Origin of the sequence: Pseudodesulfovibrio nedwellii, from assembly GCF_027923765.1 — a bacterium.
Lineage (GTDB): Bacteria > Desulfobacterota > Desulfovibrionia > Desulfovibrionales > Desulfovibrionaceae > Pseudodesulfovibrio > Pseudodesulfovibrio nedwellii.
The window spans coordinates 399179-416942 of record NZ_AP026709.1; the positions used below are offsets into that span (position 1 = coordinate 399179).

Here is a 17764-nt window from a genome sequence, read left to right on the forward strand (position 1 = left end):
GCTATTCGGTTTTTCGTGAGTGATATAGAGTAAGAAAATAGAAGTTACGGACTTCGAATTTGATAGTGAATTTTCATATATCGACGTGATTTCAGGAGAGTGCCGGATGTCAGATGATCTGAACAGGCAGATATTCAAAGAGGAAGCATACGACCTTTTGCGTGAGTTGGAAGGTGCATTGCTGGAGCTCGAAGAGACTCCAGATGATATGGATCTGGTGAACCAGATTTTCCGTGCCTTGCATACGATTAAAGGCTCTGGATCCATGTTTGGATTCGATGATATCGCCGGATTTACGCATGAGGTTGAGACGATTTTTGATATGGTCAGAAATGGCGACATTGAAGCGACGTCTGTTTTGTGTGGATTGTCTCTTCAATCCCGGGATCACATCAGGAGCATGCTTGATGCTGACGACGAAGGGCCTGTGGATACGGAAAATATGGAAGCAATCCTTCAGGGGTTGAAAGATTTCGTCGCGAGTTCGAGTGATGAAGCTGTTGAAGAAAGCGAAGAAGCCGAGTCGGTTCCTGAGGAACCAGAGACCGATGAGTCAGAGGATGAGTCTCATAGTCTGAAAAAATTTACAATTCTTCTGAAGCCTGATGGTGAAGGCGAAGTAGACGTCGAGTCTGTCGAGACTTTTTTTGAGGAATTGGACCGTTTGGGCGAATTGTCCGTCAAGTCCAAGCATGTTGATACCGGTGCAGGATGGGAACTCCTCTTGGCAACCGAAGTTGACAAGGACAATGTGGAAGATGTCTTTTTCTTTCTGAATGCCAATGTGTCGGTTGAGGTGAGCGAATCCGGCTCCATTCTTTCTGAAGAGAAGGAGCCCGAAATAGTTGTCTCACCTCCAGTACCGCCAGCATCCTCACTGGCTTCAAATACGGTTTCTTTTACGGGTGATGACTCTGAACCCGATGCTGTTCCCAAAATCGGTGAAATTCTCGTGGAGAACGGCGATCTGAGTCAAGAAGATATTCATGCCGCTTTGGAGAAACAGAAGACTAAGAATGACAGGCCTTTGGGGCAGATTCTTGCTGAGGAAGGTAAGGTCTCCAAGGCAGCAGTCAACAAGGCAATCAAGCGTCAGGGAGAAGTCAAGGAGCGGGAAGTCCATAAGAAGCGGCAAGAGGCGATGTCTAGTATTCGTGTGGCTGCTGACAAATTGGATTACCTCGTGGACCTTGTGGGTGAATTGGTCATTGTTCAGGCGCAGATATCTCAGGTTATCAGTGAGCGGAGTGATCCTACTCTGACGCTGCTGGCCGAGGAATTAGAGCGATTGAGTGATGAATTACGGGATTCCACTCTTGGAATCCGCATGCTTCCTATCGGAACATCATTCAGTAAGTTCAGGCGGTTGGTGCGCGATTTATCTGCTGATCTCGGCAAACAGATAGGCTTGTCCACCAGTGGAGCCGAGACTGAGTTGGATAAGACGGTCATTGAGCGTTTGGGTGATCCTTTGGTCCATCTGCTCCGAAATAGCATTGATCATGGCATCGAGTTACCTGACGTTCGAGAAGCTCAGGGCAAACCGCCTCAGGGTACGATCACGCTTGCTGCTGAGCATTCCGGTGGAGAAGTGCTCATTCGTATTACTGACGACGGTAAGGGAATGAGCAGCGATATGATCCGCAAGAAAGGGATTGAGCGCGGGCTGATTTCCAAGGATGCGGAGTTGACCGAAAAAGAATTGCTCAAGCTCATTTTTGAACCCGGTTTTTCGACGGCTCAGGAAGTGACCAACGTTTCTGGTCGTGGTGTGGGGATGGATGTGGTGAAGCGGGCTATTGATTCTTTGCGTGGGACCATTGATATCGATTCAAAACCCGGCATTGGTACCTCTCTCATCATTAGATTACCGTTGACTTTGGCAATCATCGATGGCTTACAGGTTCAGGTAGAAAATGAATTTTATGTCATTCCGCTGTCTCTCGTGGAAGAATGTGTTGAATTGACGCGGGCTCAGGTGGAAGAAAGCGATTCTGGACAGCGTATATTGCACCTTAGGGGTGAAATCGTTCCCTATATTCATATCCGCGATTGGTTTGATGTCGAAGGCGACAACCCTCCTATTGAGCAAATTGTCATTACTGGTGTAGAGGGAAGTCGTGTTGGTATTGTCGTAGACACTGTCATAGGTGAACATCAGACTGTTATTAAAAGCCTTGGTCGTGTATACAAAGACGTAGAAGGTATTTCTGGCGCAACAATCAAAGGAGATGGCTCCATTGCACTGATATTGGATGTTCCTGGCTTGGTCCGACGTGTTGTTGCCGAGTCCAAGTAGGTTGTTTGAGTTTTTATGAGGGTAGAAAATGCGTAAGATTCGTGTGTTGATTGTCGATGACTCTGCTGTTGTCAGGCAAACCTTGGAAGATATTCTTTCTTCTGATCCGCAGATTGAAATCATGGGAACGGCTATCGATCCCTATGTTGCCGCTGAGCGGATGAAAAAAGAAATTCCTGACGTGATTACTCTCGATATTGAGATGCCGCGGATGGATGGTCTGACTTTCTTGAAAAAGCTCATGAAGCAGCACCCGGTCCCAGTGGTGATTTGCTCTTCAGTTGCGGATAAGGGGACTGATAATGCGCTTAAGGCACTTGAATACGGTGCCGTTGAAATTATCACCAAGCCCAAAGTCGGCACTAAGAAGTTTTTGGAAGAGTCGAGTATTCGTCTTATCGACAAAGTCAAGGCAGCAGCCATGGCTCGGCCAAAGGCGATCAAGAAAGCTCCGGCCATCAGAGTGAGTCCGAAGCTTTCAGCTGATGCCGTTATTCCCAAGGGGACAGTGAAAAATCTGTCCGCAACGGAAAAGATATGTTTGGTTGGAGCTTCAACCGGTGGGACGGAAGCCCTCAAGGTCTTTTTGGAGGCTCAACCCGTCGATTGTCCTCCCATTGCCATTGTGCAGCATATGCCCGAACATTTTACCAAGGCTTTTGCCAATCGATTGAATTCCATATGTCAGATCAACATCAAGGAAGCCGAGGACGGTGATCCTGTAGTACGTGGACAGGCTCTAATCGCTCCGGGTGACAAGCATATGCTGCTCAAGCGAAGCGGTAGCCGCTATTATGTTGAAGTCAAGGATGGCCCTTTGGTTTCTCGGCATCGTCCCTCTGTTGATGTACTTTTTCGATCAGGTGCACGGTATGGCGGGAGCAACGTGGTTGCAGCCATCATGACCGGTATGGGTGACGATGGTGCAAAAGGAATGAAAGAATTGAGTGAGGCCGGGGCGTATACCATTGCCCAGGACGAAGCTAGTTGTGTGGTCTTTGGTATGCCGCAGGAGGCTATCAAATTGGGAGGCGCACAAAAGGTGCTTTCACTGACTCGTATAGCAGGAGAGATCGTCCGTGCATGCGGCTAGCGTTTATCTTCTTTAAGTGAGTATGAAACGCCCTCGCAGAATTTTTTCTGTGGGGGTGTCAGTTTTTGGAATGGCGGTAGGCAATGACATTCACGGGTTCACGTGTGACCATTCCTTCCCCCATCATGTCGTCAAGTTTTTCGAGTAGGAGATCCAAGCGATCAGGATGTTCCACAATTTCCACTACCACGGGTAAGTCTTCGGACAGGCGAAGAATTTTGGTGGTGTGAATACGGCTGTTGGCTCCGAATCCGCTCATGCCACGAAAGACTGTGGCCCCGGCCAGACCAAGTCTTCTGGCTTCTTTGACGATGGCTTCAGCAAGAGGAGTCCCTTTGTGCTTGTCATCCTCACCGATGTAGATTCTAATTCGTTCAGCCTTTTCAAGCAGTTTCATAGTGACCTCCAGAGTGAAGCGTTAGAGTAGGCGACCAAGGGCTATGCCTGTAAGAACGAGTACGAGTCCTACGATGCTTTGACCAACCACGTTGAGCAGGGCAGTGAGCATTTGGCCGTATTTGACCAATTCAGCAGTCTCGAACATGTAGGTGGAAAAAGTGGTGAATGCCCCCATAAAGCCGGTCAGTACGAGAAGTCGGACTTCGCTTCCGGGGAGCATACGGTTCTCGAAAAATCCCCAGACCGCGCCGAATAAGAGACAGCCTAGTGCGTTGACGGCGAACGTCCCGAGTGGGAATGAACCGCCAGCCAGGCGTTGGGCTACGCCAGACAGCCAGTAGCGGGACATGGTTCCGGCTGCTCCTCCGAGAGAAAGATAGAGTAATTTTGTAAACATTCCGATATCCTTGTTGCTTGTATAGCAACTCAATGGGAGAAAGCCAATGGCACTTGAGTGCGAATTAAAATACCTTAGCGTGGATCTGGACGCAATACGTTGCAGACTGCAAGAAGCTGGCGGGACGCATTCAGGACGGTATTTTGAATCTAATCTGGTTTTTGATTATCCGGATAGGTCCTTGAAAGCGAAGTCCGTTTTGCTCAGACTTCGGGAAAAACAGGGAAAAGCTATTTTGACCGTCAAGCGTCCGCCAGAGGAATATATTCCATCGGTTCTCAAGGTTTCCGACGAGATTGAAACTTCTGTCGGAGATTTGAATGTCATGAAGACAGCTTTGGAGACTCTTGGTTTCAAGGTGTTTTTTTCGTATGAAAAAGTTCGGGAAAAGTGGCATTTTATGGATTGTATAATTTGTCTTGATCAAATGCCTTTTGGATATTTTGTGGAAATTGAAGGAACCGACGTGTCTGTACCGGCCTGTGCTCAGGCAATTGGCTTGGGTGGGCATGTAACGACAACGGAGACGTATCACGCATTGAATTTGTCTGATCGTCGGGACAGAGGACTTGCCCCGAATGAAAATTTTGTTTTTGAAGAGCCTTTTCGCACCCGATTGCTGGCTGAACTCGACAAAGAATGAGATTCCCCCCTCGACAGTCGGTGAAAAGGAATTTATATTGCTAGTTAAGGAACAAAGAGTTTTTGGAGTCAATGACCTATGAGCGACCCTTTTACCGGTGACCGTTTTGAAACTGAACTTCTTGACGAACATGAAGTCAGGGAGCCTCGGAAGTATAAGGTCCTGTTGCATAATGATGATTATACGACCATGGACTTCGTGGTCGAGATTTTGGTTCGCGTATTTCGTCGAAACGAAGCGCAAGCCACGGCCATCATGCTTTCCGTCCACAATAAAGGGTACGGAGTTTGCGGCACTTACACTGCCGAAGTGGCCGAAACCAAGGTCGATTTGGTGCACAGGCTGGCGAAAAGCGCAGGTTTTCCGCTTAAGTGCAGTATGGAAGGTGAATAGATATGACGATGCTCAGCAAGGAACTTGAGAGTGCATTGACCTCAGCGGTCAACGAAGTGAAGCGTAGGAATCATGAATTCTTGACGTTGGAGCACCTGCTGTATGCCATTTCCATCGAGGATCAGGGTGAAGAAATCCTGGAAGCTTGCGGTGCTGAAATGGAACGCCTCAGGGATCAACTTGGTAGGTTTTTCTTGGAGAACATGGAAGCCCTGCCTGAAGGAACAGAATCTGAGGTCATTCAGACTTTGGGTGTACGCCGCGTCCTGCAAAGGGCTGTGTGGCAGAAAAAGGCATCGGGCAAAACCACTGTTGAAGTCGGGGATGTCCTTGCGGCCATGTTTGACGAAGAAGATTCATACGCCGTCTACTTCCTGCGTACCCATGATGTTTCCCGCCTTGATATTTTGGAAATCATATCTCACGGCATGTCCACGGGTGATGATTGGAATGATATGGGTGACGACTTGGGCGCTCAGTCTGATCCACTTGAAGCCCGGCCCGGTGAAAAGAAGAGTCCGCTCAAGGAATATACGGTGAATTTGACTGATCGGGCGGCCGAAGGTCTTATTGATCCTCTTATCGGTCGTGCCCCGGAACTTGAACGTACAGTCCAAGTTTTGGCTCGTCGTCGTAAGAATAACCCTATCTTTGTGGGTGATCCCGGTGTCGGTAAGACTGCCATGGCCGAGGGCTTGGCCTTGATGATCGTTGAAGGCAAAGTTCCCAAGGAATTTCTGAATGCGGAAGTCTACAGTTTGGACATGGGGTCTCTGCTGGCAGGAACCAAGTACCGCGGTGATTTTGAAGCGCGGTTGAAGGGTGTACTGGCGGAACTCAAGCTCAACAAGGAAGCCGTTCTGTTCGTGGATGAGATTCATACCATTGTCGGCGCAGGGTCTGTCAGCGGCGGCAGCATGGACGCGTCCAATATTTTGAAGCCGCTTCTGCAATCTGGTGAAATCCGGTGTATCGGTTCCACAACGTTTGAGGAATACAAGAATCATTTTGAAAAGGACCGCGCTTTGTCGCGTCGGTTCCAGAAGATCGAGATTGCCGAACCAACAGTGGAAGAGACCATCGCTATTCTTAAAGGGTTGAAGCCTCATTACGAGGAATTTCACGGGGTCAATTATACGCACTTTGCTTTGAAAACGGCAGCCGAATTGTCCGAGCGGCATATTACGGATCGTTTTTTGCCCGATAAGGCCATTGATGTAATGGATGAGGCTGGTGCGTTGTATAAGTTGTCTTCTCGCACTCGGAAGGGTGACCGTATAACAGTAGCGGATATTGAAAAGGTCGTGGCGCGTATGGCTCGGATTCCGGCTCGTCGTTTGACGGTGTCTGATCGTGCACGGCTTCAGAGTCTCGAAACTGATTTGAAGAGTGTGGTCTTTGGTCAGGACGAGGCTGTTTCAGCCTTGTCTCAGTCCATCAAGCGTTCCCGTGCGGGCATGCGACAGCCAGGCCGTCCTGTGGGTAGCTTTCTGCTGACCGGTCCTACGGGTGTTGGCAAGACCGAACTGGCCCGTCAGTTGGCGGATGTACTCGGTATCAGTTTTCTGCGTTTTGATATGTCCGAATACATGGAAAAGCATGCTGTGGCTCGTCTCATCGGTGCGCCTCCAGGCTATGTTGGGTTTGATCAGGGTGGGCTGTTGACTGAAGGTGTGCGTAAAAAGCCGCATTGTGTCGTCTTGTTTGATGAAATTGAAAAGGCGCACCCGGATGTTTTTAATATTCTTCTTCAGGTGATGGATTATGCCACGCTGACAGATAACAATGGCCGCAAGGCAGATTTCCGGCATGTCATCCTGCTGATGACTTCCAATGCTGGTGCGCGGGAAATGGCTAAAGGGGCTATCGGTTTCAAGCGCAATGAAGGGGCCGACCGTCAGGGCGGTGCCATGAAGGCGTTGGAGAAGCTGTTCAGTCCTGAATTTCGTAATAGGTTGGATTCCATTGTCACGTTCAAGGCGCTTGAGTCGCCTGTTATGGAACTTATCGTGGATAAGTTCATCAAAGAACTGAATGACCAGTTGCAGGACCGCCGTGTGTTTGTGACATTGACAGAGCCTGCTCGGGCACGGTTGGCTGAGCTTGGCCATGATGCATCCATGGGCGCACGGCCGATGGGGCGCGTCATTCAGACGGAAATTAAGGATGTCATTGCTGACGAATTGCTCTTTGGTGATTTGATGAAAGGTGGAGTTGTCACTGTTGGGTTTGCTGGAAAGGGAAAGAAATCCAAAAAGATACCAGCTGTTGGCGCATCCGGAGAATTTACTTTTTCTTATGAAGCTGTCGGCAAAAAACAATAATGAATTATATACATGACAAAAGGGGCGGCTGAGGCTGCCCTTTTTTGTTTGAGAGCCTATGACCATTTATCGGCTTTTTGACGATCCCGTATTTCCCGACCCGGAAGAGGCGGACCCTGACGGCTTGCTTGCCGTTGGAGGTGATCTGAGTCCCCAGCGGTTACTGACTGCCTATGCCAACGGTATTTTCCCGTGGTACGGGGATGATTCGCCTATCCTTTGGTGGTCAACCAATCCTCGTCTTGTGGTTTTTCCTGAAGAATTCCATATGCCGCGTAGTTTGCATCGTGTTCTCAACAAGGGAACGTTTACTTTCACAATGGATACTCGATTTAGTTCGGTGATTCGTCAGTGTGCGTGTTCTCCTCGTCCCGAGCAAGATGGCTCATGGATTGTGGATGACATGATAGAGGCGTACATCCAGTTGCATGAATTGGGATATGCGCACAGCGTGGAAGCATGGCAGGGCGATGATCTGGTTGGTGGCCTATACGGCGTATCGCTTGGTTCTGTTTTTTATGGAGAGTCCATGTTCTACCATGTGTCAGACGCATCGAAAGCGGCGTTTGCCGTTTTGGTAGAGCAGCTCAGAAAATGGAATTTCAGTTTGATTGATTGTCAACAAACTACGCACCATTTACTTCGCTTTGGCGCACGCGAACTTCAGCGGTATCAATTCCTTCAGATGATCCGCGAAGGTATGGAAAGACCGTCTCGTGAGGGGCGGTGGAGATTTGATGACCCTGAGTAGAGTTTTTATCCTTCCACAATGGGGGGGTGCTGGCTTAAATCGTAGAGTCCTTTGAGTGGAATCTCCAGTGGATAACTGGGGATTCTTTCAAATTCAATGAACCCTATATCCTTTCCGGCCTGTACCTGTGAAAGGCCTTTTAGTCCGGCCGGAACAGGGAAGGTCAGCGGCGTGGAGTGGAGCGCTGTAAGTCTTGTGGAATACTGTTCTTTCAGGTAATTAAGTATAAGGTCGCGTTCACAGTCTGTGAAGGACTCCAAGATGACGGTTCGGCTGCTTGTCGGGTCAGTGCTGGATGGATCTATGGGAGCGCCGATGAGTGCGTCGAGGGCCGATTTCTTGATTTCTCCATCGTCCCAATTGGCGCGAAAAAGGTGGACTTCAACGTCCCGGCGGCCTTTAAAGCTCTTGATGACCATGGACAGACAAAAGGCGCGATCTATGGGCAGAGGGGAAGATGAGGGTGTGATGGTGATATCCATGGCGGTCTCCTTGCTGGTTATTATTGATTCTTACGTGTTTTGACGGGCTATCTCAAGCCCTGGATTATCGAGAATGCCTGATTTTAAACTTGTCAGTGAATATACCCTCAAAGGTGATCAGCCGGAAGCTGTCGCAGAACTGGTCAACGGTCTGCAAAGTGGCGTGCGAGATCAAGTTTTGCTTGGTGCCACCGGCACAGGCAAGACCTTTGCCATGGCAAATGTGGTGGCGACGCTTAACCGTTCTGCGTTAATTCTGGCTCCAAACAAGACTTTGGCTGCACAGCTCTACACGGAGTTTCGTGGTTTGTTTCCTGACAATGCCGTCGAATATTTCGTCAGTTATTACGACTATTATCAGCCGGAAGCTTACCTGCCGCACTCGGATGTATACATTGAGAAGGATTCATCCATCAATGACAACATCGATAAATTGCGTCATGCAGCCACTCATGCTCTGTTAACGCGTAAAGATGTGCTTATCGTTGCGTCGGTTTCCTGTATTTATGGTCTTGGTTCACCTGATTTCTATGCCAAGATGGTTATTCCCGTGGAAGAAGGACAGACCATGGCTATGGAGTCGCTCCTTGGACGCTTGGTTGAGATTCACTATGAGCGTAATGATTACGATTTCCATCGTGGTACATTCCGTGTCCGTGGAGATGTGGTGGAAATTATCCCCGCATACAGTCGGGAAAAGGCGTTGCGTATAGAGTTCTTTGGTGATGAAATTGATTCTATTTCCGAAACGGATCCGCTGACGGGTGAGGTTAAGGATCGTCTGAGAAAGACGGTTATTTATCCGGGCAGTCATTTTGTTTCAGACCGGGACAATCTGGATCGGGCTACACATGATATTCGGGAAGAACTTCGGCTTCGGTTGACTGATCTCAAGAAGCATAACAAGTTGGTCGAGGCGCAAAGACTTGAACAGCGTACCATGTACGACCTCGAAACAATTGAGGAACTCGGATATTGTAACGGTATAGAAAATTATTCCCTTCATTTGGATGGACGACATGAGGGGCAGCCGCCAGCCACTTTGCTCGACTATTTCCCGGATGATTTCATTTTGTTTGTGGACGAATCCCATATTGCTTTGCCGCAGGTGGGCGGCATGTTTAAGGGTGACCGTTCGCGAAAGACTACATTGGTTGATTTTGGGTTCAGATTACCGTCCGCATTAGACAATCGTCCGCTTAATTATGAAGAATTTCAAGAGCGTATCAAACAGGCCGTGTATGTCTCGGCCACGCCGGGACCATTGGAAATTGACTTGGCTCATGGTGTGGTGGTGGAACAGATTATTCGGCCTACAGGCCTTGTCGACCCAGAGATTGAAGTTCGAAAAACACACGGACAGATTGACGATTTGCTGTCAGAGTGTAAGAAAAGACAATCAAGGGACGAGCGGGTTCTGGTTACTACGCTGACCAAGCGCATGGCCGAGGATCTGAACGATTATTTGAACCAGATGGGGGTCGAATCCAAGTACCTGCATTCGGATATTGATACCCTTGAACGGATGGCCATCATTCAGGCTCTTCGGGCCGGTGAATTTTCTGTTCTTGTGGGTATCAATTTGCTTCGAGAAGGATTGGATATCCCGGAAGTTTCCATGGTGGCGATTCTTGATGCTGACAAGGAAGGTTTTTTACGTTCGGCACGTTCGCTCATTCAGATTTTTGGACGAGCTGCGAGAAATGTTGACGGCAGGGTTATTCTTTATGCGGATAAAATTACGGATTCCATGGCCTCAGCTATGGATGAAACAGACCGAAGACGCCAGAAACAGCAGGAATACAACGAAGTACACGGTATTACGCCGACCACTATTCGCAAGAAGGTAGATAACCTGTTTGGTGAATTGAGCGGTGTGACCATGGGGCATACTTCGGTAGGGATGGCTGCCGAGGATTTGGCACAATATGGGGCAGATCCGAAAGCTTTGCAGAAGAGTATCAAGCGGTTGGAGCGTGAAATGCGCGAAGCTGCAAAAGAATTGGAATTTGAGCGGGCTGCGGAACTCAGGGACCGTGTTGCCATGCTTCGTGAGAGATTCCTTGAGTTGGGGTAAACGATGATTGAGAGAGTTCATCGGCGAATGCTTCGCCTGAGATCACGACTTGGCTCCTTCTGGAGTGTTGTTCTCGGCGTGGTGTATCTCTTCGTTATTTTCGTGGTGGGCATCTGTTTTTACATGATGTACGAGCACTGGGATTTTGTCAGTTCCTTTTACATGATGGTCATTACGCTTTCCACCGTGGGATTCATGGAGGTTAATCAGCTTTCGGAAGAAGGTCGGCTGTTTACAGCCTTCCTGATCATGGCCGGTGTCGGTGGTTTTGTTTACATAGCAGGTGCCTTTGCACAAATTCTGATTGACGGTCGTTTGCAAATTCTGTGGGGTAAGCACAAGATGATGAAAGAAATAAGTAAGTTGAGAAATCATTTTATCGTTTGCGGTCATGGTCGCATCGGCAGCATTGTTGTTCAGGAAATTGCGGCTGAAGGGCATGATATTGTGGTCATCGAGCAAACCCCGGAGCTCATCGACAAGATGGAGCAGGACGGTATTCTCTGTATCGAAGGTGATGCAACCAGCGACGAGGTTCTTTTGAGTGCTGGGTTGCTCCATGCAAATTCACTTATCTCGGCACTTTCCAGCGAAGCGGCCAACGTCTATGTGACTTTGACGGGCCGTCAGTTGAATCCTGGGATCACCATTGTGGCCCGCGCTGGAGATAAAACCCATATTTCTCGTTTGGAATTGGCCGGAGCTGATAGAGTTGTGCTCCCGCATTTTATTGGTGGCCTGCGTATGGCGCAGAATGTTTTGCGACCAACAGTGACTAACTTTATGGAGTTGGCCGTTCGAGGTGGTATTGATCTTCAAATGGAGGAACTTTTGGTTTCTCCTGAATCTGAACTGGTCAATCTGGATCTCATTGAGTCCAAGATTCGTCCTCGGTTTAATTTGATTGTCATTGCTATTAAAAGAGCTTCCGGTGATATGGTTTTTAATCCTGGCCCCAAGGAAGTGATCGACGCCAATGATACGCTTTTGGCTGTCGGTACAAAATTGAATCTCGAAGAAATTAAAGAAATCTTATAATATAACGGTGGATTATTAACCCCATGGTCTTAAAAAACGTTATTGAACGCGTTGCTTTGTTGCGCGAAAAACTCGAGCGGCATAACTATCTGTACTATGTACAGGATGCGCCAGAAATCAGCGATGCCGAGTATGATGCATTGTTTCGTGAATTGGCAGGTCTGGAAGCGGAACACCCGGAACTTGAAGATCCCAATTCTCCGACAAAGAGAGTGGGGGGTAAGCCTGCCGATGGTTTTACTCCCTATGAACATGCCGAACGTATGTATAGTTTGGATAACGGTATGGACCTTGATGCGTGGTACGCATTTACCGAACGCGTTACCAAAGGAACAGGACAGGAGAATATTCAGTATTGGGCCGATCCAAAGATGGATGGTCTGGCAATGGAAGTTATTTATGAACAAGGTCGTTTTGTTCAGGCTGCCACTCGTGGCGACGGCCTGACGGGTGAAGACGTGACGCACAATATGCGTACGGTTATGAATTTGCCGTTGAATTTGCGGGGTGATGATGTCCCGGAATTATTGGAAGTTCGTGGTGAAGTCGTTATGTCGAACGTGGAGTTTGCCGACTTGAACCGACGACAGGAAGAGGCTGGAGACAAAGTCTTTGCTAATCCTCGTAATGCTGCAGCCGGGACCATTCGTCAACTCGATCCTAAGGTGGCCGCGTCCCGTCCACTTCGTTTTTTGGGATATGGCATAGGCCGCGTTCAGTGGACGACTGCTTCCGATAAATGGGATACTCAACAGGCAGTCATGGATGGTCTCAAGGATTTGGGGTTTGCCATTCCGCCTGAAGCGAAGCTGTGCGATTCAAGCCAAGAGGTTGCTGATTATTTTGAAGAACTTATGGCCCAGCGGGAAGGATTACCTTTTGAAATCGATGGAGTGGTCGCCAAGGTCAATGATCGGGGAATGCAGAATGCTCTTGGGTATACTTCTCGGGCGCCACGATGGGCATTGGCTTTGAAGTTCCCGGCGTATCAGACCAAGACTCGGCTTAACAGTATCCGCATACAGGTCGGGCGTACCGGCGTTTTGACTCCCGTGGCAGAATTGGAGCCGGTAGAGTTGGCTGGCGTGGTCGTATCCAAAGCGACCTTGCACAACAAGGGATACATTGAGGAACGCGATTTCCGTATTGGCGATACCGTGCTTATTCAACGGGCGGGCGACGTTATTCCGCAAGTTTTGTCTGTTGCTCTTGATGAACGGTCAGATGCTGCTGAAAAGTATGAATTCCCTATGCAGTGTCCTGTCTGTGAAAGTGTGGCGGCGGAAGATGGTGAGGCTGTGCGGTGTACTAATCCCGTTTGTCCAGCCAAGACCGTGCAGCGCATTATTCATTTTGTGTCCAAGGCTGGTCTGGACATGGAAGGCGTGGGCAAGAAATGGATTCAGAAGTTGGCGGAAGATGGTGTGCTGACGTCCCCTGCGGATTTGTTCAAGTTGGAAAAAACCAACTTGTTGAAATATGAACGTATGGGCGACAAGTCTGCTGAGAATTTTATGGCAGCCATTGCCAAGGCCAGGAAAGCTACTCCGTTATGGCGGTTCATCGCGGGGCTTGGTATTCGTCATGTGGGAGAGCAAACCGCAAAAACGTTGGCCGTGAATTTTGAAGAGTTTGATGCCATTGGAAAGGTGACCCGCGAGGAACTTCAGGATCTGGATGATGTCGGTCCCATTGTTGCCGAAAGTTTGGTCGATTTTTTTATCAATGATGAAAATCAGGTCATGCTTGGCCAGTTCAAAGAATTGGATTTCTGGCCGACAGGTGGTTCAAAAGATGTCGAGGCAACTGCTCTTCTGCCATTGTCCGGCAAGGTGTTCATTTTCACCGGGACTTTGCCAATGAAGCGGAATGAGGCCCAGGCCATGGCGGAAGCTCAAGGCGGTGCGATATCCAAGACCATTTCTAAAAAGGTGGACTATGTCGTGGCCGGAGAGAAGGCTGGATCAAAGGTCGCCAAAGCGGAGAAATTGGGGCTTGAAATTATTGACTTCGATACTTTCAAGGGCTTACTCGGTCAGAAGGTGAAGAAAAAGCAAATGACTTTGCTGGATTTTTAAACAGCTATATATTTCAAATATAAGACAGGAGATGCAGATGAGTACCAATGTCGTCATACTGGGTGCAAAAGGGCGTATGGGCAATACTTTGGTGAATATGGCCCTAGCTGATAGCGAGTTGAATCTCGTTGGCGTCTGTGAGCGCGAAGGCAATACCGGTGGTATGGATTATGATGGCTGCCTGACATCTGATTGTCTTGAAGACCTGTTGCCCAAGGTTCCAGGTGCGGTGATCGTGGATTTTACGGCTCCGGCATCATCTGTCGCCATGGCGAAAATTGCTGCCAAACATGGAAGTCCTGCCGTTATCGGAACAACTGGTTTGGATAAGGACCAGCAGGAAGAATTGGCAGAATATGCCAAGGAAACGCCGATTTTTTGGGCACCGAACATGTCAGTGGGCGTGAATGTATTGCTCAAGGTTTTGCCTGAACTCGTCAAGGCTCTTGGGGAGGACTACGACATGGAGATGGTCGAGACTCATCATAAAATGAAAAAGGATTCCCCCAGTGGTACTGCGCTTAAGTTGGCCCAATGTTTGGCTGAGGCCCGTGGGTGGGAATATGATGACGTCAAGAAGCATTGTCGTGATGGTATCATCGGCGAGCGGCCTCAGAAGGAAATCGGTGTGCAGACTTTGCGCGGTGGGGACGTGGTTGGCGACCATACCATGTATTTCTTTGGCCCCGGTGAACGTATTGAAGTCACACACCGTGCTCATTCTCGTGAGACATTTGCCTCTGGCGCATTGCGCGCGGCGAAATGGCTGTCCGGGCAGAAACCCGGCAAGCTTTACGCCATGGCTGACATTTTCTAGAATTGATACTTGTTAAAATGAAGGGAGTCTTTTTCGGAAGACTCCCTTTTTATATTAAAGAACAGGGGAAAGCAGTCGGGCGAATTTGATGAGTGTTTTTTGGATGATGTTTTTTGCATCGATTTCGTTGGGACCGGTTTCCACACATCGAGTAAAGTCACTGAGGAACATGGTTTCAATTTTTTTGCAGAATGATTCGTCTTCGACGAGCATGGTTATTTCAAAATTGAGGCGGAAGGACCTATTGTCCAGATTGGCTGTACCGACTCCGGCCAATATGTCGTCGACGAGAAAGACCTTTTGGTGGAGAAATCCCTTGGTGTAGCGGAAGACGCGGATGCCGGGAAGGTCGAGTTCCTTGAGACAGGCGAATCCAGCCAGATAGACGAGCTTGTGGTCTGCCTTTTCAGGTAACATGATGCGGACATCCACACCGCGCAAGGCTGCCAGTTGTAGGGCCTTCATGACCGCGCTGTCCGGTACGAAATAGGGGCTTGCTGTCCAGAAGCGGTGTTGTGCAGCTTCGATGGCTCGGATGAACATGAGTGAGCATGATTCCAGCGCGTCTTCCGGTCCTGTGCCGAGGGCCAAAACTTCGGCGGTTCCCGTTGTGTGCGGCATGGTTAGGTCGAGGTCGAGTAATTGGCGTGTTGCCCAGTACCAATCCTTGGCAAAGGAGACCTGCACTCCGAGAACACCTGGTCCTGCAATGCTGATATGTGTGTCTCGCCATCCATTGAATATTTTGGATATGCCAAGATACTCATCGCCGACATTGTGTCCGCCGACATAGGCTATTGCACCGTCAATAATGACAATTTTTCTGTGATTTCTAAAGTTGAGTTGAAATCGGTTGTGCCGTCCTTTGGTCGTGTGAAACGGACGTGCGTCAATCCCAGCCTCTCGCATATTTTCCCAATAGGCGGCAGGGGTGGAGTGGCAACCTACTTCGTCATAGAGAAAATATATGCGAATGCCGTTTTGAGCTTTGCGGATAAGGAGATCTTTCAGCCGGTTGCCCAGCATGTCGTCATGGACAATGAAGAATTGGATCAGTATGTAATCGGTTGCTTTTTCAATGTCTGCGAAGATGGCATCAAAGGTGGAGTTGCCGTCTGTATAGAGTTCGATGGAGTTCCCGCCGAGATAAGGGATACCGGAGAGCGTTTCAAATACGGTCCTCGGTGCATGCGGCCGCTTTCGTTCGGCCAGATCACGAATGGTCGGGATGTCATGATTACTGCCGATAAGCCGGTGAAACTCTTCTTGTCCTGCACGGATGGCATCGACGTAGCCGTGGAATTTTGATCGTCCGAAAATCCAGTACAGTGGAAGAGCGAGAATGGGGAATGTTACCAGCGAAATGGCCCAGGCAACAGCCCCTTGCGGTGTGCGAGTGTCATGAATCGCGATAACCGCCGTAATAACAGCCGTGATTTCCATGGCTGTATAGAAAAGACTGAACAGCCAGAGAAGAAATGAGAGTTCCATTGATTCCATAAGAAGTTTAGTTAACAGAAAAATCGGGCAAAAGGAAAGCTTGTCCTTGTTATTTCATGTTACTGTGGGCAGGTTGATATATAAGGAGACTGCCACGATGGTCAAAAGTGTTACGGAAAAATCAACAGACCACCCCTTTGTGAACAAACCCAATCGAACGTTGATTCGATTAGCATTTCCTGTGCTGTTCTCTTTGGTCGCCGAACCGCTGACAGGGCTTGTCGATACTGCTTTTGTGGCACGTTTGGCCGGTTCCGAGCCTGTGGCTGCGCTTGGTGTTGGCACTGTGGCTTTTACCTCAATCTTTTGGGCATTTACTTTTCTCGGTGTCGGGACGCAGACAGAAGTGGCGCAGGCGGAAGGCCGGGGAGATCGGGAACGTGCTATCAAGGTAGTGTCGTTGGCCTGTATGTTGGCGGCGTGTATCGGAGTCGCCGTCATGCTTGGTTCCATGGGATTCCTTTCGCCTATTGCGTCGTTGTTCGGTGCCGAGGGATTGGTTAACGATTTGGCCTGCGAATACATGGTGTATCGTTTGCTCGGAGCACCCGCAGTACTTGTTTCTTTGGCCTGTTTTGGTGGGTTGCGTGGCATACAGGATATGCGCACGCCGTTTTACGTGGCTGTGGGCATTAATATTATTAATGTATTTCTTGATTGGATACTCATTTTCGGGTTCGGGGCTATTGCGCCTATGGGCGTGGCTGGTGCCGCGATTGCCAGCACTGTCAGTCAGTGGATTGGTGCGGTTTGGTGTATGTGGGCTATATGGAGAAGACTCGGCTTCACATGGCACATGCGCGGGGCTGGCATCACCAAACTCATGAAGGTGGGGGGTGACCTGTTTATTCGTACTGGTGCGGTTCTTGTCTTTTTAGCCTTGTGCACCCGTGTCGCTAACCGCTTTGGCCCAGATGAGGGTGCGGCCTATCAGGCTATCCGACAGTTTTTTATTTTTTCGGCGTTGTTTCTGGATGCTTTTGCCATCACAGGTCAGAGTCTTGTTGGTTTTTTCCTTGGTGCATCGGATCAAGATCAAGCGCGTCGCGTCGCCCGTTCTGTGTGTTTGTGGAGTATGGGGACAGGACTTGGGATGTGTGCCCTTATGCTTATGGGAGAGCAGAGCGTTGCATGGCTTCTTGTCCCACCCGCAGCGCATGGCGTTTTTGGACCTGCCTGGATTGTTGTGGCTTTGACCCAACCTGTCGGGTCGCTTTCATTTGCGACGGATGGGATTCATTGGGGGACCGGTGACTTCAGGTATTTACGGAATGCAATGCTGATTGCTTCAGTCATCAGCGCACTTTGCATCCTTGTTGTTGACGCAATGCATCCGTCTAATATTCTTGTTTTTATTTGGCTGACAACGGCGCTGTGGACAGTGATTCGGGCTGGTTTCGGAATGGTGCGTATTTGGCCGGGGGTTGGCCGTGCTCCTTTGATCAGAGAGCATAAAAAAAGACCTTAGGTTGA

Annotated in this window: 15 protein-coding genes; 11 read left to right on the forward strand and 4 right to left on the reverse strand. The window is 49.1% G+C overall.

Annotation, left to right across the window (positions count from 1 at the left end; all coding sequences use genetic code 11):
* Positions 1 to 106 precede the first annotated feature (106 nt).
* Together SYK_RS01890 and SYK_RS01895 are read left to right on the forward strand one after the other, a co-directional pair.
* A complete protein-coding gene (locus SYK_RS01890; RefSeq protein ID WP_281761930.1) occupies positions 107 to 2299 on the forward strand; it encodes a chemotaxis protein CheA in 2193 nt (730 codons plus the stop codon).
* A gap of 28 nt (positions 2300 to 2327) precedes the next feature.
* Positions 2328 to 3392: a protein-glutamate methylesterase/protein-glutamine glutaminase gene (locus SYK_RS01895; RefSeq protein WP_281761931.1), complete on the forward strand. Its 1065-nt coding sequence runs from the start codon at positions 2328 to 2330 to the stop codon at positions 3390 to 3392.
* A 58-nt stretch (positions 3393 to 3450) separates the two neighbouring features.
* Here SYK_RS01895 and SYK_RS01900 read toward each other — a convergent pair whose 3' ends face one another.
* Both SYK_RS01900 and crcB read right to left on the reverse strand, forming a co-directional pair.
* Positions 3451 to 3789 (reverse strand): DUF190 domain-containing protein, encoded by a 339-nt coding sequence (locus SYK_RS01900; RefSeq protein WP_281761932.1) that lies wholly within the window; start codon positions 3787 to 3789, stop codon positions 3451 to 3453.
* Positions 3790 to 3810: 21 nt separating this feature from the next.
* Positions 3811 to 4188, reverse strand: a complete 378-nt coding sequence (gene crcB / locus SYK_RS01905; protein WP_281761933.1) for a fluoride efflux transporter CrcB — start codon at positions 4186 to 4188, stop codon at positions 3811 to 3813.
* Between the two features lie 46 nt (positions 4189 to 4234).
* Here crcB and SYK_RS01910 point away from each other — a divergent pair, with 46 nt between their 5' ends.
* The 4 genes from SYK_RS01910 to aat all read left to right on the forward strand — a co-directional run bounded on the left by SYK_RS01910 (position 4235) and on the right by aat (position 8299).
* Positions 4235 to 4831, forward strand: a complete 597-nt coding sequence (locus SYK_RS01910; RefSeq protein ID WP_281761934.1) for a class IV adenylate cyclase — start codon at positions 4235 to 4237, stop codon at positions 4829 to 4831.
* Positions 4832 to 4909: 78 nt separating this feature from the next.
* Positions 4910 to 5224 carry an ATP-dependent Clp protease adaptor ClpS gene (locus SYK_RS01915; RefSeq protein WP_281761935.1) on the forward strand — a complete coding sequence of 105 codons (315 nt, stop codon included), beginning with the start codon at positions 4910 to 4912 and terminating at the stop codon, positions 5222 to 5224.
* A gap of 8 nt (positions 5225 to 5232) precedes the next feature.
* Positions 5233 to 7548, forward strand: coding sequence for an ATP-dependent Clp protease ATP-binding subunit ClpA (clpA, locus tag SYK_RS01920; RefSeq protein ID WP_281763220.1), 2316 nt, complete (start codon positions 5233 to 5235; stop codon positions 7546 to 7548).
* Positions 7549 to 7606: 58 nt separating this feature from the next.
* Complete coding sequence (gene aat / locus SYK_RS01925; protein WP_281761936.1) at positions 7607 to 8299, forward strand: leucyl/phenylalanyl-tRNA--protein transferase; 693 nt, start codon at positions 7607 to 7609, stop codon at positions 8297 to 8299.
* Positions 8300 to 8304: 5 nt separating this feature from the next.
* Here the strand turns inward: aat and SYK_RS01930 are convergent, their stop codons facing one another.
* Positions 8305 to 8781 carry a hypothetical protein gene (locus SYK_RS01930; protein WP_281761937.1) on the reverse strand — a complete coding sequence of 159 codons (477 nt, stop codon included), beginning with the start codon at positions 8779 to 8781 and terminating at the stop codon, positions 8305 to 8307.
* Between the two features lie 73 nt (positions 8782 to 8854).
* Here SYK_RS01930 and uvrB point away from each other — a divergent pair, with 73 nt between their 5' ends.
* The 4 genes from uvrB to dapB are packed head-to-tail and all read left to right on the forward strand — an operon-like array spanning position 8855 to position 14791.
* Positions 8855 to 10858 (forward strand): excinuclease ABC subunit UvrB, encoded by a 2004-nt coding sequence (uvrB, locus tag SYK_RS01935; protein WP_281761938.1) that lies wholly within the window; start codon positions 8855 to 8857, stop codon positions 10856 to 10858.
* 27 nt (positions 10859 to 10885) lie between these two features.
* Positions 10886 to 11896 (forward strand): potassium channel family protein, encoded by a 1011-nt coding sequence (locus tag SYK_RS01940; protein ID WP_281761939.1) that lies wholly within the window; start codon positions 10886 to 10888, stop codon positions 11894 to 11896.
* Between the two features lie 23 nt (positions 11897 to 11919).
* A complete protein-coding gene (gene ligA, locus SYK_RS01945; RefSeq protein ID WP_281761940.1) occupies positions 11920 to 13974 on the forward strand; it encodes an NAD-dependent DNA ligase LigA in 2055 nt (684 codons plus the stop codon).
* Positions 13975 to 14011: 37 nt separating this feature from the next.
* Positions 14012 to 14791 carry a 4-hydroxy-tetrahydrodipicolinate reductase gene (gene dapB / locus SYK_RS01950; protein WP_281761941.1) on the forward strand — a complete coding sequence of 260 codons (780 nt, stop codon included), beginning with the start codon at positions 14012 to 14014 and terminating at the stop codon, positions 14789 to 14791.
* A 54-nt stretch (positions 14792 to 14845) separates the two neighbouring features.
* Here dapB and cls read toward each other — a convergent pair whose 3' ends face one another.
* Positions 14846 to 16291, reverse strand: a complete 1446-nt coding sequence (gene cls / locus SYK_RS01955; protein ID WP_281761942.1) for a cardiolipin synthase — start codon at positions 16289 to 16291, stop codon at positions 14846 to 14848.
* Between the two features lie 97 nt (positions 16292 to 16388).
* Here cls and SYK_RS01960 point away from each other — a divergent pair, with 97 nt between their 5' ends.
* On the forward strand, positions 16389 to 17759 hold the full coding sequence (locus tag SYK_RS01960; RefSeq protein WP_281761943.1) for an MATE family efflux transporter: 1371 nt from the start codon (positions 16389 to 16391) through the stop codon (positions 17757 to 17759).
* Positions 17760 to 17764 lie beyond the last annotated feature (5 nt).